Origin of the sequence: Clavibacter capsici, assembly GCF_001280205.1 — a bacterium.
GTDB lineage: Bacteria > Actinomycetota > Actinomycetes > Actinomycetales > Microbacteriaceae > Clavibacter > Clavibacter capsici.
This window is the reverse complement of sequence record NZ_CP012573.1, coordinates 2,582,648-2,604,992: the sequence shown is the minus strand read 5'-3', so window position 1 is coordinate 2,604,992 and position 22,345 is coordinate 2,582,648. Positions and strand designations below refer to the sequence as shown.

Annotated in this window: 21 protein-coding genes, 1 tRNA gene and 1 riboswitch; of the genes, 11 read left to right on the top strand and 11 right to left on the bottom strand. The window is 74.4% G+C overall.

Going from position 1 to position 22,345, the window contains the following annotated elements; translation table 11 throughout:
* Nucleotides 1-23 precede the first annotated feature (23 nt).
* The 3 genes from AES38_RS12190 to AES38_RS12180 all read left to right on the top strand — a co-directional run bounded on the left by AES38_RS12190 (nt 24) and on the right by AES38_RS12180 (nt 3,688).
* Nucleotides 24-1,337 carry an MFS transporter gene (locus tag AES38_RS12190; RefSeq protein WP_053775208.1) on the top strand — a complete coding sequence of 438 codons (1,314 nt, stop codon included), beginning with the start codon at nt 24-26 and terminating at the stop codon, nt 1,335-1,337.
* Between the two features lie 49 nt (nt 1,338-1,386).
* Nucleotides 1,387-2,316, top strand: a complete 930-nt coding sequence (locus AES38_RS12185) for a Cof-type HAD-IIB family hydrolase (protein ID WP_053775207.1) — start codon at nt 1,387-1,389, stop codon at nt 2,314-2,316.
* Nucleotides 2,317-2,440: 124 nt separating this feature from the next.
* Complete coding sequence (locus AES38_RS12180) at nt 2,441-3,688, top strand: Nramp family divalent metal transporter (RefSeq protein WP_053775206.1); 1,248 nt, start codon at nt 2,441-2,443, stop codon at nt 3,686-3,688.
* A 29-nt stretch (nt 3,689-3,717) separates the two neighbouring features.
* On the opposite strand, the gene AES38_RS12175 is transcribed toward AES38_RS12180, so the two are convergent.
* The gene (locus tag AES38_RS12175) at nt 3,718-4,404 is read right to left on the bottom strand and encodes a metal-dependent transcriptional regulator (RefSeq protein ID WP_053775205.1); all 687 of its coding nucleotides are present in this window, start codon (nt 4,402-4,404) and stop codon (nt 3,718-3,720) included.
* 109 nt (nt 4,405-4,513) lie between these two features.
* On the opposite strand from AES38_RS12175, the gene AES38_RS12170 reads away from it, so the two are divergent.
* On the top strand, nt 4,514-5,545 hold the full coding sequence (locus AES38_RS12170) for an aldo/keto reductase (RefSeq protein ID WP_053775204.1): 1,032 nt from the start codon (nt 4,514-4,516) through the stop codon (nt 5,543-5,545).
* Here the strand turns inward: AES38_RS12170 and AES38_RS12165 are convergent.
* Entirely contained in the window at nt 5,454-6,923 is a 1,470-nt protein-coding gene (locus AES38_RS12165; RefSeq protein WP_053775203.1) for an MFS transporter, read from the bottom strand. The two genes, AES38_RS12170 and AES38_RS12165, sit on opposite strands and share 92 nt — an antisense overlap.
* Nucleotides 6,924-7,076: 153 nt before the next feature.
* On the opposite strand from AES38_RS12165, the gene AES38_RS12160 reads away from it, so the two are divergent.
* On the top strand, nt 7,077-7,934 hold the full coding sequence (locus tag AES38_RS12160) for a LysR substrate-binding domain-containing protein (protein ID WP_053775202.1): 858 nt from the start codon (nt 7,077-7,079) through the stop codon (nt 7,932-7,934).
* A 25-nt stretch (nt 7,935-7,959) separates the two neighbouring features.
* Here AES38_RS12160 and AES38_RS12155 read toward each other — a convergent pair whose 3' ends face one another.
* Together AES38_RS12155 and AES38_RS12150 are read right to left on the bottom strand one after the other, a co-directional pair.
* Nucleotides 7,960-8,466: a hypothetical protein gene (locus AES38_RS12155; protein WP_053775201.1), complete on the bottom strand. Its 507-nt coding sequence runs from the start codon at nt 8,464-8,466 to the stop codon at nt 7,960-7,962.
* A gap of 40 nt (nt 8,467-8,506) precedes the next feature.
* A complete protein-coding gene (locus AES38_RS12150) occupies nt 8,507-10,120 on the bottom strand; it encodes an alpha-amylase family glycosyl hydrolase (RefSeq protein ID WP_053775200.1) in 1,614 nt (537 codons plus the stop codon).
* Nucleotides 10,121-10,330: 210 nt separating this feature from the next.
* Nucleotides 10,331-10,414: riboswitch (ZMP/ZTP riboswitch) on the top strand.
* A gap of 32 nt (nt 10,415-10,446) precedes the next feature.
* Here AES38_RS12150 and glyA point away from each other — a divergent pair.
* Together glyA and AES38_RS12140 are read left to right on the top strand one after the other, a co-directional pair.
* The gene (glyA, locus tag AES38_RS12145) at nt 10,447-11,724 is read left to right on the top strand and encodes a serine hydroxymethyltransferase (RefSeq protein ID WP_053775199.1); all 1,278 of its coding nucleotides are present in this window, start codon (nt 10,447-10,449) and stop codon (nt 11,722-11,724) included.
* The gene (locus AES38_RS12140) at nt 11,721-12,623 is read left to right on the top strand and encodes a bifunctional methylenetetrahydrofolate dehydrogenase/methenyltetrahydrofolate cyclohydrolase (protein WP_053775198.1); all 903 of its coding nucleotides are present in this window, start codon (nt 11,721-11,723) and stop codon (nt 12,621-12,623) included. The genes glyA and AES38_RS12140 overlap by 4 nt, the downstream gene beginning before the upstream one ends.
* Before the next feature lie 49 nt (nt 12,624-12,672).
* Here AES38_RS12140 and AES38_RS12135 read toward each other — a convergent pair whose 3' ends face one another.
* From AES38_RS12135 to galT, 4 genes are read right to left on the bottom strand one after another with little or no spacing between them, the layout of a single operon-like run.
* The gene (locus AES38_RS12135) at nt 12,673-13,260 is read right to left on the bottom strand and encodes a gamma carbonic anhydrase family protein (protein WP_053775197.1); all 588 of its coding nucleotides are present in this window, start codon (nt 13,258-13,260) and stop codon (nt 12,673-12,675) included.
* Complete coding sequence (locus tag AES38_RS12130) at nt 13,257-14,183, bottom strand: GNAT family N-acetyltransferase (RefSeq protein WP_053775196.1); 927 nt, start codon at nt 14,181-14,183, stop codon at nt 13,257-13,259. Before AES38_RS12130 ends, AES38_RS12135 begins: the two co-directional genes overlap by 4 nt.
* Before the next feature lie 40 nt (nt 14,184-14,223).
* Complete coding sequence (gene galK / locus AES38_RS12125; RefSeq protein WP_053775195.1) at nt 14,224-15,384, bottom strand: galactokinase; 1,161 nt, start codon at nt 15,382-15,384, stop codon at nt 14,224-14,226.
* Nucleotides 15,381-16,523: a galactose-1-phosphate uridylyltransferase gene (galT, locus tag AES38_RS12120; RefSeq protein ID WP_053775194.1), complete on the bottom strand. Its 1,143-nt coding sequence runs from the start codon at nt 16,521-16,523 to the stop codon at nt 15,381-15,383. Before galT ends, galK begins: the two co-directional genes overlap by 4 nt.
* Before the next feature lie 93 nt (nt 16,524-16,616).
* Between galT and AES38_RS12115 the strand changes: the two genes are divergently transcribed.
* The 3 genes from AES38_RS12115 (at nt 16,617) to AES38_RS16375 (ending at nt 19,500) form a co-directional block, all read left to right on the top strand.
* On the top strand, nt 16,617-17,441 hold the full coding sequence (locus AES38_RS12115; protein ID WP_053775193.1) for a DeoR/GlpR family DNA-binding transcription regulator: 825 nt from the start codon (nt 16,617-16,619) through the stop codon (nt 17,439-17,441).
* A 10-nt stretch (nt 17,442-17,451) separates the two neighbouring features.
* A complete protein-coding gene (locus AES38_RS12110; RefSeq protein WP_053775192.1) occupies nt 17,452-18,372 on the top strand; it encodes an aldose 1-epimerase family protein in 921 nt (306 codons plus the stop codon).
* A 96-nt stretch (nt 18,373-18,468) separates the two neighbouring features.
* Nucleotides 18,469-19,500, top strand: a complete 1,032-nt coding sequence (locus AES38_RS16375; protein ID WP_244629171.1) for an excalibur calcium-binding domain-containing protein — start codon at nt 18,469-18,471, stop codon at nt 19,498-19,500.
* A gap of 73 nt (nt 19,501-19,573) precedes the next feature.
* Here AES38_RS16375 and AES38_RS12100 read toward each other — a convergent pair whose 3' ends face one another.
* Complete coding sequence (locus AES38_RS12100; protein ID WP_053775190.1) at nt 19,574-19,819, bottom strand: hypothetical protein; 246 nt, start codon at nt 19,817-19,819, stop codon at nt 19,574-19,576.
* A 316-nt stretch (nt 19,820-20,135) separates the two neighbouring features.
* On the opposite strand from AES38_RS12100, the gene AES38_RS12095 reads away from it, so the two are divergent.
* Nucleotides 20,136-21,452, top strand: coding sequence for a hypothetical protein (locus AES38_RS12095; RefSeq protein WP_244629170.1), 1,317 nt, complete (start codon nt 20,136-20,138; stop codon nt 21,450-21,452).
* 575 nt (nt 21,453-22,027) lie between these two features.
* Here AES38_RS12095 and AES38_RS12090 read toward each other — a convergent pair.
* Nucleotides 22,028-22,100: transfer RNA gene (locus AES38_RS12090), tRNA-Lys, on the bottom strand.
* A gap of 33 nt (nt 22,101-22,133) precedes the next feature.
* A complete protein-coding gene (locus AES38_RS16050) occupies nt 22,134-22,304 on the bottom strand; it encodes a hypothetical protein (protein WP_167437028.1) in 171 nt (56 codons plus the stop codon).
* Nucleotides 22,305-22,345 lie beyond the last annotated feature (41 nt).

Genomic DNA, 22,345 nt, shown 5'->3' with positions numbered 1-22,345 from the left:
CGTCGACGTCCTGTGGGTGCCCCATGACGAACACCTCCCCCATATTCCTGCCCGATCCGGACCGCGCCGCCCACGGCGGACGGCGCTCGCCGGTGCCGCCGCACGACCCGGCGGACCCCGCCTTCCGCTTCCCCTGGGTCGGCATCCTCACGCTCGCGGCGTGCGTCTTCCTCAGCGTCACGAGCGAGACGCTGCCCACCGGCCTCCTCAGCGAGATGAGCGGCGACCTCCGCGTGGACGAGTCGCGCGTCGGCCTCCTCGTCTCGGTGTTCGCGGTCGCCGTGGTGCTCTCCAGCGCGCCGCTCGCGGCCCTCACCCGCCGGGTGCCGCGGCACGCGCTGCTCCTCGTGGTCCTCGCGGTCTTCGCGACGAGCAACCTGCTGACCGCGCTCGCCCCCACGTTCGAGCTCGTCATCGCGACGCGCGTGCTCGGCGGGCTCGCGCACGGCCTGTTCTGGGCGGTCGTCGGCGCGTACTCGGCGCACCTCGTGCCGCCCGCGCTGATCGGCCGGGCCGTGGCGCTCACGGTCGGCGGCGGCAGCCTCGCGTTCGTGCTGGGCGTGCCCGTGGGCACCGCGGCCGGGCAGGCGTTCGGCTGGCGCGCGGCGTTCGCGGGGATCGGCGTGCTCACGCTCCTCGGGATCGTGCTCGTCTGGCGCTTCCTGCCCGCGGTCGGCCGCCCCGAGCGGGAGGCGCCGGCCGGTGCGCCCGGCGGCGGCCGCGTCGGGATCCGGCAGCGCATGGCCGGCCAGGGCGTCGGCGGCGTGCTGTTCGTCTGCCTCACCGCGATGGTGATCATGATCGGCCAGTACGGCTTCTACACGTACGTCGACCCGTTCGTCACGCGCGTGATGGGGATCCCGCCGGAGCAGCTCAGCGCCATGCTCTTCGGCTACGGCATCGCCGGGGCCCTCGGGCTCCTGCTCGCCGGCACCGTGTTCGCGAGTCGGCCCCAGCTCGGCGTGCTGACGGGCCTCGCGGCGGCGGCGCTCGGGGTCAGCTCGCTCGCGCTCGTGCCGGGCCTCTGGGCGGTCGCGATCCCCGGCTTCCTCCTCTGGGGCCTCGCGTTCGGCGCGATCCCGTCCCTCCTCCAGACGCGCATGCTGCACGCGGCGCACCCGTCGTTCCGCGACACCGCGAGCTCCTTCTACACGACCGCGTTCAACGTCGGGATCGGCGGCGGCGCCCTCGTGGGCGGCGCGCTGCTCGACGGGCTCGGCATCGCGTCGCTGCCGGGCGCGTACCTCGTCGTGCTGGCGGTGTCGGCCGTGCTCGTCGTCGGATCCGCGGGCCGGGCCGCCCGGGGACGCGCGACCGCCCGGCGCTCCGCCGCCTGAGGCCTGCGGCATCCCCATCCGCACCTGGGCGCCCGCCGCCTGCGCGAGGATGGGTGCCGTGACCACGACCCCCGCGCCCCTCGGCCTCCTCCTCGACGTCGACGGCCCCATCGCCAGCCCGATCACCCGCACCCTCGCCATCCCGAGCATCGCCGCCGACCTCGTGGAGCTGGCCGCCGCGGGCGTGCCCGTCGTCTTCAACACGGGGCGCTCGGACGCGTTCATCCGCGCGCAGGTCGTCGGCCCGCTGCTCGACGCCGGCCTGCCCGAAGGCGCGCGCGTGCACGCCGTGTGCGAGAAGGGCGCGTCGTGGTTCTCCATCACGCCCGAGGGCGCGGGGGAGGTGCACGTCGACCGGTCGCTCGCGCTGCCCGAGGCGTTCATGCGCGACATGGAGCGCCTCGTCGCCGAGCGCTTCGCGGACTGGATGTTCTTCGACACGACCAAGCACGCGATGGTCTCGCTCGAGCAGCTCACGAGCGTCGCCTCCGCCGACTACCTCGCCGTGCAGCCCGACCTCGATGCGCTCGCGGTCGAGATGCTCGCCGCGCGCGGGCTCGGCTCGGTGCTCGAGGGCGTCGAGGTGCCGGACGCGCGCGGCGAGGTGCAGGTGCGTGTGGACCCCACGATCATCTCCACCGACATCGAGTCCGTCCGCCTCGGCAAGGACCTCGGCGCCGCCCGCGCGCTGGAGCTCCTCGCCGACAGCGGGCCGCTGCCGCTGCGCTGGCGCACGGTCGGCGACTCGCGCACCGACTACGCGATGGCGCGCTGGCTGCACGAGAACGGCCACGAGGTCGCGCACGTCGACGTGCGGCCGGCCGACGGGATCCCCGCGACGCCGTACGACGTGCTCACCGCCGGCGACCTGATCCACGACGAGGCGGGCGCGGCGCTCCTCGCGCAGTGGGTGCGCATCGTGCGCGGCGAGGCCGAGGACGACTCCGCGTTCCTGGCGCCGGGGCGCTCCGCGAGCTGATCCGCGCGGATCAGCCGCCGCGCTCGCCGCATGACCGGAAGGGCCCGTCCGATCCCGGACGGGCCCTTCCGCGTGTGCGCGAACGGATGTTAGCCTCGGCTAACACTTCGACGGAGAGGCCGCCATGACCCGCACCGCCCCCGAGCGCCGCGCGCGCCGGCCCGTCACGGGGCCGCGGCTCGTGCTCCTGCTCGGGCCGGCGTTCGTCGCGGCCATCGCGTACGTGGATCCGGGCAACGTCGCCGCCAACCTCACCGCGGGCGCCCGCTACGGCTACCTGCTGGTGTGGGTGCTCGTCGCCGCGAACGCCATCGCCGTGCTCGTGCAGTACCAGTCGGCGAAGCTCGGGCTCGTGACGGGCCGCAGCCTCCCGGAGCTGCTCGGCCAGCGGCTGCCGACCGGCCGTCGCCGCGCGTTCTGGATCCAGGCGGAGCTCATCGCCGCGGCCACCGACCTCGCGGAGGTCATCGGCGGGGCCATCGCGCTGCACCTCCTGTTCGGGATCCCGCTGGTCGCGGGCGGCGTGATCGTCGGCCTCGTCTCCATCGGCCTGCTCGCCGTGCAGTCGCGGCACGGGCAGCGCCCGTTCGAGCTCGTGATCGGCGCGCTGCTCCTCGTGATCACCGTCGGCTTCCTCACGGGCCTCGTCGTGAGCCCGCTGTCGGCGTCGGGGATCGCGGGCGGCCTGGTGCCGCGCTTCGCGGGGCCGGACAGCGTGCTGCTCGCCGCGAGCATGCTCGGCGCGACCGTGATGCCGCACGCCGTCTACCTGCACTCGTCGCTCAGCCGCGACCGGCACGGCGTGCAGACGGACGACGGCGCGCTCCGGCGGCTGCTCCGCGCGACGCGCTGGGACGTGGTCACGGCGCTCGCCGTGGCCGGCGCCGTCAACATCTCCATGCTCCTCATCGCGGCCGCCAGCCTCGGCGGCGTGCCCGGCACCGACTCCATCGAGGGCGCGCACGCGGCCATCACGGCGTCGCTCGGGCCGGTCGTCGGCGTGGTGTTCGCGGTCGGGCTGCTGGCGTCGGGCCTCGCGTCCACGTCCGTGGGCGCCTACGCGGGCGCGGCGATCATGGGCGGGCTGCTGCACGTGCGGGTGCCGCTGCTCGCGCGGCGCGTGGTGACGCTCATCCCCGCGCTCGCGATCCTCGCCGTCGGCGTCGACCCGACCACGGCGCTCGTCGTGAGCCAGGTGGTGCTGAGCCTCGGGATCCCGTTCGCGCTCGTGCCGCTCATCCGCCTCACGGGTGACCGCCGCGTGATGGGCGACCACGTCGACCGGCCGCTCACGCGCATCGCGGCGTGGGTCGCGGTGTCGCTCGTGGTGGTGCTGAACGTCGCGCTCGTGGTGCTGACCCTCACGGGCTGACGCACGCACGCACGCGGGCAGGCCGGCCGTCAGCCGGCGTCGGAGACCCAGACCGCGGACGCGGCGGCGGCCGTGAGGGGCCGGGCGGCGGATCCGTCGACCGTCACGACCACGGCGGCCGGGCCGTGCGCCTGGCCGTCCGTCGAAGCCGCCCGCACGAGCGTCGCGTCCAGCCCGATCCCGTGCTCGGCGAGCTCGCGCAGCAGGCGCGGATCCTCGTCGGAGATCCGGCGCACGCGCATGGGCCGGTCGGCCGCCGCCTGCGCGAGCACGGTCGCGTCCGGCAGGTGCGGCTCGCCGTCGGCCGAGGGGATCGGGTCGCCGTGCGGATCCCGGGACGGGTGCCCGAGGTGCGCGTCGATGCGCGCCACGAAGTCGTCGGAGACCGCGTGCTCGAGCACCTCGGCCTCGTCGTGCACCTCGTCCCAGCCGTAGCCGAGCACCTCCACGAGGAACGTCTCCAGCAGGCGGTGGCGGCGCACCATCTGGATCGCGTGCCGGCGCCCGTCGGCCGTGAGCTCGATGCTGCCGTACGGCCGGTGCTCCACGAGGCCCTGCGCGGTGAGGCGGCGGAGGCCGTCGGACGCGGTGGCGGGCCGGATCCCGAGCCGCTCGGCGAGCCGGCCGACGGTGACGGGCTGGTCGGACCACTCGGTCGCGGTCCAGATGAGCTTGAGGTAGTCCTGCGCGGCGCTGGAGAGCTCGTCGACGGACATGCCGCCATGGTACCGAGCCGCCCCGCCCGGCCCCCGGCCGCCCGGGCGGAGCATGCTGGACGGGACCCGCGGGCAGGGACGCCCGCGGCGGATCCGATGGAGGAACCACATGCAGTACCGGAATCTCGGGAACAGCGGCGCGGTCGTCTCGACCTACGCGCTCGGCACCATGACCTTCGGCGCGGAGGCGGACGAGGAGACCTCGGGGCGCATCCTCGAGGCGTACGTCGCGGGCGGCGGCACGTTCATCGACACCGCCGACGTCTACACGTCGGGCGTCTCGGAGGAGATCGTCGGCCGCTGGCTGAAGGCCCACCCGTCGGAGGCCGACCAGCTCGTGGTCGCCACCAAGGCCCGCTTCCCGATGGGGGAGGGCAACAACGACGTCGGCACCTCGCGTCGCCACCTCACCCGCGCGCTCGACGACTCGCTGCGCCGCCTCGGCGTCGACACGATCGACCTCTACCAGATGCACGCGTGGGACGCCGTGACCCCGCTCGAGGAGACGCTGCGCTTCCTCGACGACGCCGTGCGCGCCGGCAAGATCGCGTACTACGGCTTCTCGAACTACCTCGGCTGGCAGCTGACCAAGGCCGTGCACGTCGCGAAGGCGCTCGGGTGCACGCCGCCCGTCACGCTGCAGCCGCAGTACTCGCTGCTCGTGCGCGAGATCGAGTCGGAGATCGTGCCCGCGTCGCTCGACGCCGGGATCGGCCTGCTGCCCTGGTCGCCGCTCGCGGGCGGCTGGCTCACCGGCAAGTACCGCCGCGACGAGACGCCCACCGGCGCCACCCGCCTCGGCGAGGACCCGGAGCGCGGCATGGAGGCGTTCACGCCGCGGAACGGCCAGGAGCGGACGTGGGCGATCCTCGACGAGGTGCGCCGGATCGCCGACGCGCACGGATCCAGCTCCGCCCGCGTCGCGCTCGCGTGGCTCGAGGCGCAGCCGGCGGTGACCAGCGTGATCCTCGGCGCCCGCACCGTGGATCAGCTCGAGGACAACATGGCGTCCGCCGACCTGGAGCTCACGGCCGACGAGATCGCGTCGCTCAGCGCGGTGAGCGCGCCCGTGGTGTCCGACTACCCGTACGGCCCGGCCGGCGTGCAGCAGCGCCACCGCGCGATCGACGTGCGCGGCTGATCCCGCCGCCGGTCGTCCCCTCGTCCGTTCCGGCGACGCGGGGGCGGCCGGCACCGGGTGCCCGCGGCGTGATCCGCACCCGCGGCACGTGCCGGCGCACCACGACCTCGAGGGTCAGCTGCCCGCGCCGCGCGAGCACCACGGCGACGACCGCGGCCGCCAGCGCGGGCACGCCGCCGGAGACGACCATGCCGGCGTGCACGCCGAACGCCTCGACGATCCCGCCCATGAGCGGCCCGCCGATCGCCTGGCCGCCGAGCAGCACGAGCACGTAGACGCTCATCACCCGCCCGCGGATGGCCACGTTGCTGGAGAGCTGCACGAGGGAGTTCGCCGCCGTCTGGAAGAGCAGCGACGCCATGCCGACCGTGACGAGCACGACGGCGAACGGCGCGATCCCCGGCATGAGGCCCGCGGCCGCCTGGAGGAGGCCCGTGATCCCGACGCCGACCACGATGGTCCGCAGCCGCACGGTCGCGCGCCGCGTCGAGAGCAGGGCGCCCGTGAGCGCGCCGATGGCCACCATCGAGTTGAAGAAGCCGTAGCCGCCCGCGCCGACGTCGTACACGTCGCTCGCGAACGCGGCGAGGAGCACGGGCATCGTGAGGCCGAAGACGCTGAACACGGCGACGAGCACGACGGGCCAGAGGATGGTCGGCTTCGACCGCGCGTAGCGGAGGCCCTCCGAGAGCTGGCCGCGGCGGCGCGGCGCCGGCGGCATCCGGATGAGGGCCTTCACGTCGAGGCTCCACAGCGTGAGCACCACCACGACGCAGGCGAGCGCGTTGATCGCGAACGACCAGCCGGCGCCGACCGCGAGCAGCAGGATCCCGCTGAGCGCGGGGCCCACCATGCCGCCGAGCTGGAACACCGACGAGTTGACGCTGATCGCGTTCCGGAGGTGCTGCTGGCCGACGATCTCGGTCACGAACACCTGGCGCGCCGGGTTGTCGATCACCGTGACGAGCCCGGTCGCGAACGCGATGGCGAAGATGTGCCACGCCTCGACGGCGCCCGAGAGCGTGAGGACGGCGAGCAGCGCGCTGAGGAGCGCGTAGGTGCCCTGCGTGATCATCATCAGCATGCGCTTCGAGCACCGGTCGACGAGGACGCCGCCGAGCAGCCCGAAGAGGAGCATCGGCGCGAACTGCATCGCGACCGTGATGCCCACCGCGGTGACGCTGCCGGTGAGCTCGAGCACGAGCCAGTCCTGGGCGATGCGCTGCATCCAGCCCGAGGTCATGGCGATGACGTTGGAGGCCGTGAACCGGCGGAAGTTCGGCACGCTCAGGGCGATGAGCGTGTGGCGCCACGGCGGGCGCTGCGTCTGGATCGGGAGCGGGGCGGTCGGGGGGAAGGCGTTCGGCGGCGGGGTCACTTCATCCTGCGGGGTGCGTTGCGTATGGGCGGATCGGTTCCGTATGGGTGCGGCCCTCGTGGGGCCGTGCTCGACGCTAGCGCCGGGCTTCCCATTCGGATCCCGTCTCGACATGATGAGTGCCATCACGTGATCGAATGACCGGGAGGCGCCGTGCTCGACCCCACCCTGCTGCGGACGTTCCTCGCCGTCGCCGACACCCGCAGCTTCACGCAGGCGGCCGCGCGGCTCGGCATCAGCCAGCCGACCGTGAGCCAGCAGGTGCGCCGGCTCGAGCGCTCGGTCGACCGCACCCTCATCGCGCGCGACACCCGCGCCATGCGCCTCACCGACGCGGGCGACGCGATGGCGGGCTTCGCGCGCACGATCCTCGCGGCGCACCGGGCGGCGGAGAGCTACTTCGGCGGATCCGAGGTGAGCGGCCGCCTGCGCTTCGGCACCGCGGACGACCTCGCGATCACGCAGCTGCCGCGGATCCTGCGGCACTTCCGGCAGCTGCACCCGCAGATCGAGCTGGAGCTCACCGTCACGCAGAGCGGGCCGCTGCACCGGCGGCTGCTCGCGGGCCAGCTCGACCTGATCCTCACCAAGACCACGGTCGACGAGCAGCCGACCGCGAAGCTCGTCGGCCGCGACCGCATGGTGTGGGTCGGCCTCGAGCGCACGATCCTGGAGCCGGGCGCGAGCGTGCCGCTCATCGCGTACCGGGCCCCGAGCATCAGCCGGCAGATGGCGATGGACGCGCTCGAGCGGGCCGGCCGCACCTGGCGGATCACGTGCAGCACGCGCGACGTGAACGGCGTGCTCGCGGCCGTGCGCGCGGGCATGGGCGTGGCGGTGCTTCCCCAGGCGCTCATCCCCACGGACCTCGTGAAGGTCACCTCGCGCCTCGGCCTGCCGGAGCTCGACGAGGTGGACTACGTGCTGATGGACAACCCGGCGGGCCCGCGGGCGTCGATCGAGGCGCTGACGTCGGCGATCATGTCGCGCGGGGTGGCGCGGGCGAGCTGACGGGCGCGGCGCCGTCGGACGCGCGCTACCAGCGGGCGACGGGCGGCAGGCCGTCGTCGGCGAGGCCGGCGTCGCGGGTGCGCGTCCGACCGCGGCGTCCGCGCCCGCGGGCACCGGGCTGGTGCGGCGGCTCGGGCTTGTCGGGATCCGCCGCGGGGTCGCCGGGCTGCTCCAGCTGCATGGCGAGGGCGCGGAGGCGGGCGTCCATCTCGGCGTGGGCGGCGGCGGCCTCGGCGAGGCGCACGCGCTCCTCGTCGACGTCGGCGGGGATCCGGGTGGCCTCCTCGAGCGGCAGCGCGTCGGCCTCCGCCTCCGCGAGGCGACGGGCGCGGCGGCGCGCGGCGAGGATCCCGAACGCGCCGACCGCGATCTGGAACATGCCGAGCCAGCCGGACGCGTCGTTCACGGGGGCGAGCACGTGCCAGGCGCCGAGCGCGATCCAGCCGATGTTGACCCACATCGGCCACGCGAACCCCGAGGCGCCGCGGGCGCCCTCGCGGGGCTCGTCCGTGCCGCGTCCCTCGTCGCTCATGCCGTTCCTCCGTGCCGACCCGCCTGTGCCTGCGAGTGTGTCACGCGAGGTCGTGAGCCGCCTGGAGCCAGACGAACGTGCGCGGGCTGAGCACGATGCCCTTCGTGAGGCGGAGGCGCTCGTCGCGCACGAGGTCGACGGCCTGCTCCGCGAACCCGCCGAGCGTCTCCGCGGACACCGTCGCGGCCTGGTCGCCGAGGTTGGCGAGCACGAGGACCGTGCCGTCCTCGTGCGGGCGCTGGTAGCCGAGCACGTGCGGGTCGTTCGCGTCGAAGCCGACGACGCGCGTGCCGCCCAGCGCGGGCGTGGCCCGGCGCACCGCGACGAGCCGGCGGATCCCCGCGTGGACGACGCCCGTGCTCGTGGTGCGGTCGTCGCGCTGGTCGTAGCGCTCGAACGGGTAGAGCGGGCGGTTCACCCACCTGCTGTCCTCGGCGTGCGCCGGGACGTCGTCGTAGCCGTAGTCGTTGAGCTGGCCGACCTCGTCGCCGAGCACGACGAGCGGCAGGCCGCCGATGCTGAGGGCGACGGAGTGGGCGAGCAGGATCCGCTCGACCGCGCCCGGGTCGTCCTGCTCGAGCCCCGCGAGGGACGCCGTGGTGCCGGCGACCGCGCCGTCCGCGTGCCAGACGCCGCGTGCGTGGCTCCCGGGGAAGCGGCCCACGTGGTAGTCGGCGAGGAAGCGGCGGTGCTCGTCGGGGTCGATGCCGAGGGCGCGCGCGTCGTCGTCGTCGAAGGCGAAGCGGAGGGCGTCGAGGCTGCGGACGCGCGCGAGGCGGACGGATCCCGCCGGCGCGTCGCCGCGGCGGACGAGCGCCCGCGCGAGGAGCGCGGAGGACCGGGTGGCGAGGGCCTCCCAGACGAGGGCGGTGAGGGCGGGGTCCTCGGCGACGCGCACGGCGTCGCCGTCGAGGAGGTCGGCGCCGCCGCGCGGGTCGGCCTCGGCCGCGACGGCCAGCGCGAGCGCGGGGGCGACGCGGCGGGCGAGGGCGCCGATCACGCGGAGGAGGGCGGCGCGGTCGGCATGCGGGTCGGCGTCGGGGCGCTCGCCGAGGATCGCGGCCGGGTCGACGCGCACGACGTCCGCGCCGACGGCGGCGAGCGCGACGGCCTCACGGATCGCGGATCCGATGCGGTCGGCGGGCGACGCGTCGGCGGCGGCGGGGGAGAGGTCGACGCCCAGCGTGAGGCCGGCGTCGTGCAGCGCGTCCACGAGCGCCGCCAGGTCGGCGGCGGATCCGAGGCCCGGGCGCACGCGCACACCCGGCGCGAGGAGCGCGTCGTCGTCGGCGTCGGGATCCGCCCCCTCGGCGACGGGCGTGACCTGCAGGTGCGTGAGGCCGAGGTCGCGGAGGGCGGGGATCCGGGCGGCGAGGCCGCGGAGGTCGTCGGCGTACCGGTCGACGTAGCAGAGGCCGCCGGTGCGGCGGTCGAGGTCGAGGGCGGCCGGGGGCGCGATGCGGGCGCGCACGTCGCGGAGGTCGTCGGCGAGGTCGTCCGCGAGGGCGTCGGCGCGGTCGCCCAGGAGCGGGCGGAGCTCGGCGGCGAGGGCGTCGCGGTCGAGGGGCGCGGGGACGGCCGCGGGATCCGGGCGCGCGTCGTCGCGGTCGTGTCCGCCTGCCGCGGGATCGGTCGTGAGCGCTGCGCTCCCCATGCTCGGTCCTTCCTCCGCATCCGGCGGGCACCGTCGCCCGACCCCCTGATCCTACGGGCGGTCGGCCGCCCTGACCGGCTGATCCGTTCGTGCGCATCGCTTTTCCTCGCTCGGCGGCCAGCTGCGGTCCGCCCGGTGGCGCCCGACGCGGATCCGCCGCCCGTCCCCGTGGGCACGCGCCTCGCGCCCGCGCGCCCGCCCGGGTAGGCTCGACGACGTCGCGACTGGCGTTCGGATGGGTCACCATCGGGGAGCGACTCACACGGTTGGTGGCCGTACGCCTGGGCCACGACGCATCCGCTCGTCCACCGTGCACAAGGAGTCCCATGCCCGTCGACCAGTCCTTCAACGCCCCCCTCTCCGAGGTCGACCCGGAGATCGCGGCCGTCCTCGAGCAGGAGCTCGGCCGCCAGCGCGGCACCCTCGAGATGATCGCCAGCGAGAACTTCGTGCCGCGCGCGGTGCTGCAGTCGCAGGGGTCCGTGCTCACCAACAAGTACGCGGAGGGCTACCCGGGCCGCCGCTACTACGGCGGCTGCGAGTTCGTCGACGTCGCCGAGCAGCTCGCCATCGACCGCGCCAAGAGCCTCTTCGGCGCCGAGTTCGCCAACGTCCAGCCGCACTCGGGCGCGACCGCGAACGCGGCCGTCCTCGCCGCCATCGCGCAGCCGGGCGACACGATCCTCGGCCTCGAGCTCGCGCACGGCGGCCACCTCACGCACGGCATGAAGCTCAACTTCTCCGGCAAGCTCTACGACGCGGCCGCGTACGGCGTGGATCCCGACACCTTCCTCATCGACATGGACGTCGTGCGCGAGAAGGCGCTGGAGCACCGCCCGCAGGTCATCATCGCCGGCTGGTCGGCGTACCCCCGCCACCTCGACTTCGCCGCGTTCCGCGCCATCGCCGACGAGGTCGGCGCGAAGCTCTGGGTCGACATGGCGCACTTCGCGGGCCTCGTCGCCGCGGGCGTGCACCCGTCGCCCGTGCCCTACGCGGACGTCGTCTCCTCCACCGTGCACAAGACCCTCGCGGGTCCCCGGTCCGGCGTGATCCTCAGCCGCGACACCGCGCTCGCCAAGAAGCTGAACTCGGCCGTGTTCCCGGGCCAGCAGGGCGGCCCGCTCATGCACGTCATCGCGGCCAAGGCCACGGCGTTCAAGATCGCGGCCACCGAGGAGTTCGCCGACCGCCAGCGCCGCACCATCCAGGGCGCGCAGATCCTCGCCGAGCGCCTCACGGCCACCGACTCCACCGAGGCCGGCGTCTCGGTCCTCACCGGCGGCACCGACGTGCACCTCGTGCTGGCCGACCTCCGCCACTCGGAGATCGACGGCAAGCAGGCGGAGGACGCGCTGCACGAGGTCGGCATCACGGTCAACCGCAACTCGGTGCCGTTCGACCCGCGCCCGCCGATGGTCACCTCCGGCGTCCGCATCGGCACGTCGGCGCTCGCGACCCGCGGCTTCGGCGAGGCCGAGTTCACCGAGGTGGCGGACATCATCGCCGAGACCCTGAAGCCCGGCAGCGACCTCGCCGCCCTGCGTGCGCGCGTGCTCACGCTCACCGACGGCTTCCCGCTCTACGAGGGCCTCGCCCAGTGACCGCGGTCGTGCTCGACGGCGTCGCGACCGCGTCGGCCGTCAAGTCGGAGCTGGCCGTGCGGATCCGCGCCCTCCGCGAGCAGGGCCTCGTGCCCGGGCTCGGCACGCTCCTCGTGGGCGACGACCCGGGATCCCGCTCGTACGTCGCGGGCAAGCACCGCGACTGCGCCGAGGTGGGCATCGAGTCCATCCGCGTGGACCTCCCCGCCGACGCGACCGAGGCGGACGTGCGCCAGGCGATCGAGCGCCTCAACTCGGACCCGGCCGTCACGGGGTACATCGTGCAGCTGCCGCTCCCCGCGGGGATCGACGAGAACGCGATGCTCGAGCTCATCGACCCGTCGAAGGACGCGGACGGCCTGCACCCGACCAACCTCGGGCGCCTGGTGCTCGGCGTGCAGGGCGAGCTGACCTCGCCGCTGCCGTGCACGCCCGCCGGCATCGTCGAGATGCTCGAGCGCTACGACGTGCCGATCGCCGGCCAGCACGTGGTCGTCGTCGGCCGCGGCCTCACGGTCGGGCGCCCGCTCGGCCTGCTGCTCACGCGCAAGGGCCTCGACGCGACCGTCACGCTCACGCACTCCCGCACGCGCGACCTCGAGCAGGAGGTCCGCCGCGCGGACATCGTGGTCGCGGCCGTCGGCGTCGCGCACCTGATCGAGCCGGAATGGGTGAAGCCGGGCGCCGCGGTGCTGGATGTGGGGATCACGCGCGTCGTGGATCCCGAGACCGGCAAGGCGCGCCTCACGGGCGACGTGGACCCGGCCGTCGCCGAGGTCGCCGGCCACCTGTCGCCCAACCCGCGCGGGGTCGGGCCGATGACCCGCGCGATGCTGCTGGCGAACGTGGTGCTGGCCGCCGAGCGCGACGCCCGCCTCGCCGCCGACCTCCGGGGCTGACGGCGCTCGCCGCGACAGCGCGGCGGGGACGCGACGAGGGGACGGCCGGTCAGGCCGTCCCCTCCTCGCGTCCGGGGTCCGCGCTCAGCAGGACCGCGGGCGTCGGGATCGCCCCGGCGTGCAGCCGCGCGTTCTCCACGTAGTGGTCGGCGTTCGCGCGGAGCCCCGCGACCTCCTCGTCCGTGAGCTCGCGCCGCACCTTGCCGGGCACGCCCGCGACGAGCGAGCGCGGCGGGATCACCTGCCCTTCGAGCACGACGGTGCCGCCCGCGAGCAGCGACTCCCGGCCGACGACGGCGCCGTTCATCACGGTGGCCGACATGCCGACGATGCAGTCGTCCTCGACCGTGCAGCCGTGCAGCACGGCGTTGTGGCCGACGCTCACGCCCTCGCCGACCGTGAGCGGGAAGCCCGGGTCGACGTGGCAGCTCACGTTGTCCTGCAGGTTCGAGCGGGCGCCGATCCGGATGTCGGCGGCCTCCGCGCGGAGCACGGCGTTGAACCACACGCTGGATCCGGCGCCGAGCGTCACCCGCCCGACCACGCGCGCGCCGGCGGCCACGAGCGCGTCGTCGGCGATGACGGGGGCGGGCGATCCGGGGAGCGCGCGGACGGTGGCCTGGGGATCGACGGTCATGCCGACAGGGTAGGCGCCGGACGCATGCGCGCGCCCCGCTCCATCGGCGTGAAGCCCGCGGCGACGTAGGCGTCCCACGGCGCGCGGTAGTAGGGGAGCGGGGAGGCGTTGATGAAGACGTCGTGCCCGCCCAGCTCGCCGACCCGGCGGCAGACGTCGAGCGCGAGGATCTGCGCGAGGCCCCGGCGGCGGTGCGCGGGCACGATGCCGAGCGGCTCGAGCTCCGCCCATCCGCTCGCCGGGTCGAGCCAGGCCGTGCAGGTGCCCGCGAGCGAGCCGTCGGGTGCCTCGATCACCAGGTCGAGGTCGCGGCGGTACACGGCGGCGGCCCGCATGGCCGCGTAGCCGTCGGCGTCGAAGCGGCTCTCGGCTTCCGGGTCGATGCCGTCGCCGGATCCGTCGGTGAAGGGCAGCTCGACCGGCTTCCACGCGCGGCGGTGGGCGTCGACCTTGGCCTGCTCCTCGCCGTCGGCGACCGGGCGGATCAGGTACCCCGCGGGCGGCCGCGCGCCCGTGTCCAGGGCGGGGTGGCGGAGCCCGGCGAGCGGGACGGCCTCGTCGACGAAGCCGCGGGCGGCGAGGATCCCGCGGAGCCGGTCCTGCCCGCGGTGCGCGGCGACGCTCGCGCCTCCGTGGCCGGCCGCGTCGAGGACCCATGCGGCCAGCAGGTCGGTGGTGGCGTCGTCGCCGGGCGCGCACTCGACGCGCGCGTCGTCCGCGGAGAAGCCGGCCCAGCCGATCAGGGCGCCGGCCGCGTCGCGCACCACGGCCATCCGCTCGGGCAGCTGCCCGGTGGACGCCTCCCACGCGAACCCGCCGGGGTGCGTCGACGCGGGGAACCACCCGGACAGCGCGGGCCCGATGTCGCGGAAGCCGTCCCGGTCGTCGGAGATCTCGGTCAGGCCCGCGGCCGCTCGCGTCATGACGAGGAGCCTAGGGGGCGCCGCCGGAGCGGCACCCGCCCTACTGCTCCGCCTTCGCCCCGTCCGACGGCGTGACCGTGAAGACGGTCGGCCCCGTGTAGCCGTGCTCCGCGAACGCGCCGTCGATCGCGACCTGGAGGCGCGACAGCGAGTCGACGTCGATGAGCGCGATGGCGGATCCGCCGAAGCCGCCGCCCGTCATGCGCGCGCCGATCGCGCCCTCGTTCTGCGCGACCTCGACGGCCAGGTCGAGCTCCGGGACGCTGATCTCGAAGTCGTCGCGCATGGACCTGTGGCTCGCATCGAGCAGCTCGCCGATGGCGCGCGGGCCCTCCTCGCGGAGCGCGCGCACGGTGTCGAGCACGCGCTGGTTCTCGGTGACGATGTGGCGTACGCGGCGGAACGTCTCGTCGTCGAGCACCTCGCGGGCGCGGACGAGGTCGTCCACCGAGAGGTCGCGCAGCGACGGGACGCCCATGAGGCGCGCGCCCTGCTCGCACGACTCGCGGCGCGCGCGGTACCCGCCGTCGGCGTGCGCGTGGGCGACGTGGGTGTCGATCACGGCGATGGTGAGCCCCGCCGCCTCGAGCCCGAGCGGGATGACCTCGGCGTCGAGCGAGCGGCAGTCGAGGAACACGCCCGCGTCGGCCTGGCCGAGGAGGCTCGCGGACTGGTCCATGATCCCGGTCGGCGCGCCCACGATCTCGTTCTCGGCGAGCTGCCCGACCGCGGCGAGGGTCGGCCGGTCGAGGCCCAGGCGCCAGATGTCGTCGAGCGCCAGGGCGATGGACCCCTCGAGCGCCGCCGACGACGACAGCCCCGCGCCCACGGGCACGTCGCTGTCGATGAACACGTCGAAGCCGGGGACGGCGGCGAGGTCGGCCCCGCGCTGCCCGAGCGCCCACGCGACGCCCAGCGGGTAGGCCTGCCAGCCGTCGATGCGCTCGCCGCTCAGGTCGGCGAGGCGCGCCTCCACGACCTCCTCGGAGAAGGAGCTGGCGAGGCGGATGCGGTCGTCGTCGCGCGGCGCGAGCGCGATCACCGTGCGGCGGTCGATCGCGAACGGGAACACGAAGCCCTCGTTGTAGTCGGTGTGCTCGCCGATGAGGTTCACGCGCCCGGGCGACGACCACACGCCGTGCGGCTCGCGCTCGAAGCGGGCGCGGAATCCCTCGCGCACGTCGTCTCGGATGTCGGTCATGCGTCCTCCACTGCCTTCCGGATCATCTCGGCCGCCTTCTCCGGCGGCACGTCGCCGATCCAGGCGCCCATGGCCGCCTCGGATCCGGCCAGGAACTTGAGCTTGTCGGCCGCGCGACGCGGCGACGTGATCTGCAGCATCAGCCGGATCTCGTCGCGGTGCGCGTCCACGGGCGCCTGGTGCCAGGCGGCGATGTAGGGCGTCGGGGTGTCGTACAGCCGGTCCATCCCCTGCAGCAGCCGCAGGTACATCGTCGCCAGCTCGTCGCGCTCGGCCTCGGTCGTCTCCGCGAGGTCGGGCACGTGGCGGTGGGGGAGCAGGTGGATCTCCACGGGCCAGCGCGCCGCGAACGGCACGAAGGCGGTGAAGTGCTCGCCGCGCAGCACGACGCGCTCGGACGCCTGCTCGGACTCGAGGATCCGCTGGAACAGGCCGGGCCCGAACCGCTCGATCGACTCCACGAGCCGGCGCGTGCGCGGCGTGACGTAGGGGTACGAGTAGATCTGCCCGTGCGGGTGGTGCAGCGTCACGCCGATGGCCTCGCCGCGGTTCTCGAACGGGAACACCTGGCGGATCCCGGGCATCGCCGACAGGGCGCGCGTGCGCTCGGCCCACGCCTCCACCACGGTGCGGGCGCGCGACGGCGTGAGGCCGCTGAACGAGCCGGTGTGCGCGGGGCTGAAGCAGACGACCTCGCAGCGGCCGACCGAGGTGCGGGTGCGCTCCAGGCCGATGGCGGTGAGGTCGTCGTCGTCCACGGGCGCGTCCACGCCGTCCGCGTCGGCGAGGGCCGGTCCGAAGGACGGCGACTTGTTCTCGAAGACCGCGACGTCGTACATGCTCGGGATCTCGGACGGGTTCGTCGGGCTCGCCGGGGCGAGGGGATCCAGCTCCGCCGGCGGGAGGTGCGCCCGGTTCTGGCGGGCGGCGGCGATGGACACCCACTCGCCCGTGAGGACGTCCTGCCGCATCGTCGCGGTGGGCGGGCGGGGCGCGGCGGGGCGGGCGTCGACGGCGCGCTCGGGCGGCAGGGTCGTGTCGGCGTCGTCGAAGTAGACGAGCTCGCGGCCGTCGGACAGCAGCGTGCGGCGCTGCGTGATCCCGGACGGCGATGTCGTGACGGTCTGGTCGGCATGCATGATCCCTCGATCCTACGGGCTCGGAGGGCAGGGATCTGCGCTCGCGAAAGCCCCGGCTTGCGTTCCGGCAACCGCGTGCGCGAGGCTCGCGGCATGGCCGACGACACCGCATCCGTCCCCGCGGCGACGCGACGCTCCCGCATCCTCGAGCGGCTCGGCGACCGCGGGTTCGCGACCGTCGCCGAGCTCGCGGCCGACGCGGGCGTCTCCGCCGTCACGATCCGCGCCGACCTCGACGCGCTCGCCGACTCCGCCGCCGTCCAGCGCGTGCACGGGGGCGCGGTCCTCCGCTCCGGCCTCGCCGCCCGCGAGCAGAGCCTCGAGGTGACGCTCGAGTCCGCGGCCGACGCGAAGCGCGCCATCGGCCGGGCCGCCGCCGACCTCGTCGAGAGCGGGCAGAGCGTGCTGCTCGACGTCGGCAGCACGACGCTCCAGGTGGCCCGGGCGCTCGTGGCGCGCGAGGACCTCGTCGACGTCACGGTGATCACCAACGGCCTCACGCTCGCCCTCGAGCTCGAGCGCGCCATGCCGCGGTTCACCGTGGTCGTCACGGGCGGCACCCTGCGCGCGCTGCAGCACAGCCTCGTGGATCCGCTCGCGACCGTCGTGCTCGACCGCCTCCACCCCGACGTCGCCTTCATCGGCTGCAACGGCATCGACGTCGACCGCGGCGTCACGAACGTCAACCTGCCCGAGGCCGAGGTGAAGCGGCGGATGGTCGCCGCGAGCGCGCGCACGGTCGTCGTCGCGGACGGGACGAAGGTCGGACGCACGCACCTCGGCTCCGTCGCGCCGCTCGACCTCGTCGACACGCTGCTCACGGACGCCGGCGCGGACCCGCACGAGGTCGGCCGCCTGCGCGAGGCGGGACTGCGCGTCGTCGAGGCCGGCGGGTCGCCCGGGGCGGCGCGGCCGTAACGTGGATCCCATGAGACCCGTCACCGGAGAGCAGCACCACCTCGTCCACGCCGGCCCGTCCGGCGAGCTCCGCGCCACCGTGGTGCAGCTCGCCGCCGCAATCCGCGGCCTGACCCTCGACGGCGTCGACCTCGTCGAGCCCTACGGCGATGACCTGGTCGCCCCCATGGGCGCCGGCATGGTGCTCGTGCCGTGGCCCAACCGGATCCGCGGCGCCCGCTACGAGCTCGACGGGAAGGCCCAGGCCCTCGACGTCTCCGAGCCGTCGCTCGGCAACGCCTCCCACGGCCTCCTCCGCAACACCGGGTACGCGGCGTCCGACCGCGACGACGACCGCGTGACCCTCTCCGCCACCGTCTTCCCGCAGCACGGCTACCCCTTCCTCCTCGACACCTCCGTCACCTACCGGCTCACCGACGACGGCCTCGTCGTCACGCACCGGATCCGCAACGACTCCGCGGCGGCCGCGCCCGTCGCGGTCGGCGCGCACCCGTACCTCGCGATCGGCGGAATCCCCTCCGCCGACCTCACGCTCACCGTCCGCGCCGACACGTGGTCCGAGGTCGACGACGCGCTGATCCCCATGGCCGACCACCCCGTCGACGGCGCCGACGAGGACCTCCGCCAGGGCCGCGTCGTCGGCGAGCTCGACCTCAACACGGGCTACGGCGATGTGCACGTGGAGGGCGGCACGAGCCGCCACGGCCTCACCGCACCCGACGGCCGCGGCGTCGAGCTGTGGGCGGACGCGTCCTTCGGCTTCCTGCAGGTCTACACGCCGCGCGAGTTCGCGACGCACGGCCGTCAGGCGGTCGCCATCGAGCCGATGACCGCCCCGGCCGACGCCTTCAACTCGGGCGTCGGCGTCCGCCGCCTCGCGCCCGGCGAGGAGTGGACGCTCAGCTGGGGGATCCGCGCCACCGGCTTCTAGCGCGTCGGCCGGACGGTGCCCGCACCCCCGAAGTGGGTGGGGGACCGCGGCCCTCGTCACCCTACGGTGAGGGTAATTACCCAACCGAAGGAAATGATGCGTCCTCTTCCCCTCGTGACGGCGACCCTGCTGGCCGCCGCCCTGCTGCTCCCGGCCCAGGCGGCGACCGCCTCGGTCGACCCCGTCCCCACGCCCACCCCGACCGCTACCCCGACGGCCGTGCCGACGCCGACGCCGACGCCCGCGCCCACCCCGGCACCCGCGCCTCCGCGTGACCAGGGCCCGTACGAGATCTTCCTCACGCCCTTCGACGGCACGATCTACGAGCTCGTGGACGGACGCTCGCCGCGCCCCCTCAGCTTCCAGCGGTTCCGGGACGTGTACGACGAGCGCGTCCCGTTCCTGTCCCCGACGGACTACGTGAAGTACCCGTGGTCCTCGACCGTCTACGCGGTCACCTTCTGGCCGGGCGGGGAGAACGCCTGGCAGTGGACCCGCCTCGGCTACTCGCAGTACGAGCGCGCCGGCTTCCCTGCCGTGCGCAACGCCGGATACATCGTCAACAGCTACATCTACAAGTGGGGCACGTCGGCTGAGATCCTCGTCGAGGGCGAGGACAAGGTGAACCACAAGCTCACCGGGGCGGAGTGGCGCGACATGGCCTACCGCCCCTTCGACGACCGCGCCAACGAGGGCTTCATGAAGCTCTCCTGGACCAGCGACATCGTCCGCATGACGGACGTCCGGGGCGGCCAGGGCCGCGCGATCGGCTACGGCGAGTGGCAGGAGGAGGCGTTCCCGACCCCGCAGGTCGTGCAGCGCATCAACGGCGACCAGTTCTACCGCTACTCGAACAGCAACCAGGTCTGGTACGCCGGCCCCGGCATGAATCGGGTCGTGAGCTTCAACGAGTACCGCGCCGCCGGCTCTCCCGCCGTCCGCGTGATCCAGGTCGCCGGCCAGCCGACGCCCCCGCCGTCCAGCGGTGGTGGCGGTGGTGGCGGCAGCGTCTTCTACGCCAACTGCGCAGCGGTCAAGCGCGCCGGGAAGGCTCCGCTCTACGCGGGCCAGCCGGGCTACAGCTTCGACCTCGACCGTGACCGCGACGGGGTCGCCTGCGAGAACTGATCGCGTCCAGCTAGGAGACGAGCCCTGCCTCACCGGATGGTGAGGCAGGGCTCTCTCGTTCCCGGGCGCACGGTCATCCCTCGTCCTCCTGCGCCCACTGGAGCGCGACCCGCTGCGTGTACAGCTCCAGCGCCATGCGGTTCTCCTCGGGCTCGCGCAGCCCGTCGATGTAGGCGAGCAGCCGCCCGACGACGCCCGACAGGTACTGCACACCCCGGTCGTCGTGCTCCTCGAGCGCGGACTTCAGCAGGTCGTAGCGCTCGCCGGTCCCCTCGGCGGTCAGCATCGCTATCACGAGTTCGTCGGCCTGCATGCTCATGCGCCCAGCATCGCACCGCCGTCCGGACCTCCGCCGTCGGCGTCGGCGAGGGGCGACCCCCGTGCGCATGCGGATCCACCGGTGGAGACCCGGCGCCGCGCCTCCCCGAACTGGGGGTACGCTCCGGGCGGCAGCAGGCCGCACCCTTGCCCTATCCAGCGTGGGGCGTCCGGTGCTCGGGGGAGCGGATCGGCGCGGCCCGACTGCGCCCGTCAGCACGGCCCACCCGGAAGGCTCCCCCTTGTCCCACCCTCGCGCGGATGCGCATGCGCCCAGCCCCGACCTGCCCGAAGAGGCTCTCGCCCAGGACGCCCCGGTGCCCGCCGAACGGCCGCCGCTCGTCGGCCGCCGTGCCGTCTTCCTCGCCGCCGTCGGCGCCACCGCGGGTGCCGCGTCCGTCGCCGCACCCGCCGCGGCCCCGTCCGCCTCGGCCGCCGGCGTGGTCGGCGACCAGACCCGCGTCTACTACCCCGAGCAGTTCGGCTTCGTCCCGTCGGCCGCGGATCACACGAAGGCCATGAACGCGTTCTTCGCCGCCCTGCAGAAGACCGGCGGGCGGGGGATCCTGCCGCCGTGCGAGATCCGCGTCACCTCCACCGGCATCGACTACGCGAGCGCCGTCTGGCCCAAGCAGGTCCTGTCGGGGGCGCCCTACGGGTACCCGGCCATCTCCGTCGAGGGCTACGGGCGGCGGGTGACGACCATCCGGCAGATCGCGGGATCCACGGGCGACGTCTTCAAGGTGCAGGGCAAGATCGGCGCCGACGCCGGACCCGCCGCCAACAACAAGGCCACCGTGACGCTCAGCGGCTTCAGCATCTCCGGCACGCGCACCGGTCGCCACGGGCTGTACCTGCGCTCGCTGCTGCACTGCCGCATCACCGACATCGAGCTGAACGCCACCGGCGGCGCCGGCGTCTACTTCGCGCGCACGAACTTCACCGCGGCCAACGACGAGTACTCGTACGCGAACGTCATCGAGGGGCTGCGCGTGATCACCGCCGGCACCTGGGGCGTCGACTGCGACGGCGTCAACGCCATCGACATCGTCATGCGCGACACCGAGATCGTGAACTGCGTCGCGGGCGGCATCCGCATCGCGCCCACCAACGCGCGCTTCGAGAACACCCGCATCATCGGCTGCGGCGCCGGCAACAAGGCCGCGCGCGGCTTCCTCGCGATCCCCACGAGCAACACGGCGTCGATGGTGTCCGAGCTCGGGATCAACGGCATGCGCCTCGAGGGCAACTCGGGCGCGGGCGGCTACCAGATGGAGATCGGGGCGGGCGTCGGGGCCACGGTCGTCGGCTACAACATCGTGACCGGCGGCGACCTCGGCGCCCACGGCATCGGCGTGGGCCTCGTCGACCAGGGCGGCCGGCTCACCACGGACACGCTCATCGGCCGCGGCACCATGTTCATGACCCCGACGAGGTATCCGGCCCAGCGCGTCGTGGTGGTGGGCCCCTACGCCCGCGACACGCGCGTCGAGCGCCCGGCCCTGCCGAACAACCCGGATGCGCCGTTCCGCTCCGTGGTCACGGACGGCGGCGTCCGCAGCCTCGACGGCTTCGGCCGTTCTCTGACGGAGCCGGTGGCGACGCCGACGCCGACGCCGACTCCCTCCGTGTGATCCGTCGCGGGCCAGGCCGGGATCCGCGCGCCGGCGGCAGCGTCAGGCGGCGTGCGCTTCCTGTCCGAGACCTTGACGGCGGGGACACCCGCCCACACCTCCCAGTCGCCGGTGGACCGGGTCAGCACCGCGTTCGCGGCCACGACCGTCCCCGTGCCTACCCGCAGCGTCCCCCGGCCGCCGAGGACCTTGGCGCCCGCGCAGTGCACCGCGAAGTCGCCGATCTCGACGCCCTCGAAGCCCTGCTCGCGGTCGGTCATGCCGACGCCGCTGCGCCCGATGGTGACCTGCTGGTAGATGGAGACCGACCGTCCGATCCGCGTGGCCGGCGTGATCACGACCCCGTTCCCGCGGTGGTGCATCACCAGCCCCGGGCCGATGCTGGTCCGCGCGTGGGCCTCGACCCCCATCAGGAGCAGGACCTCCCGCACCAGTCGGACGTGCCGCTTCCCCACGAGCTTCTCCACCATCCCCATGCGGCGAGCGTACGCCCGGGCCCGAGCAGCGGCGTCGGGCGGGCGTCACGGCATCGGCCTGCCGCCGCGCAGGAGGACGCCGGGGGAGAGGCGGGAGGGTGGGCCCCGTCGGGCTCGAACCGACGACCCAGGGATTAAAAGTCCCTTGCTCTACCAACTGAGCTAGAGGCCCGTGCCCCGATGCTACGGGACGGCGGCTGCGCGGTCAGGGGCGGTCGACGTCGCGCGAGGAGCCGCGGCGCACGACCGCGCCGGCGACGACGGTGACCACGGCGAGGAAGACGCCCACGCCCACGAGCCAGGCCAGCGCCTTCACGACGAAGCCGAGGACGACCAGCACGAGCCACAGGACCACGAGGGCGGCGACGACGCGCATCCCGCCGCTCATCGTCGAGGTCCGGGGAGGCGGGAGGCGGG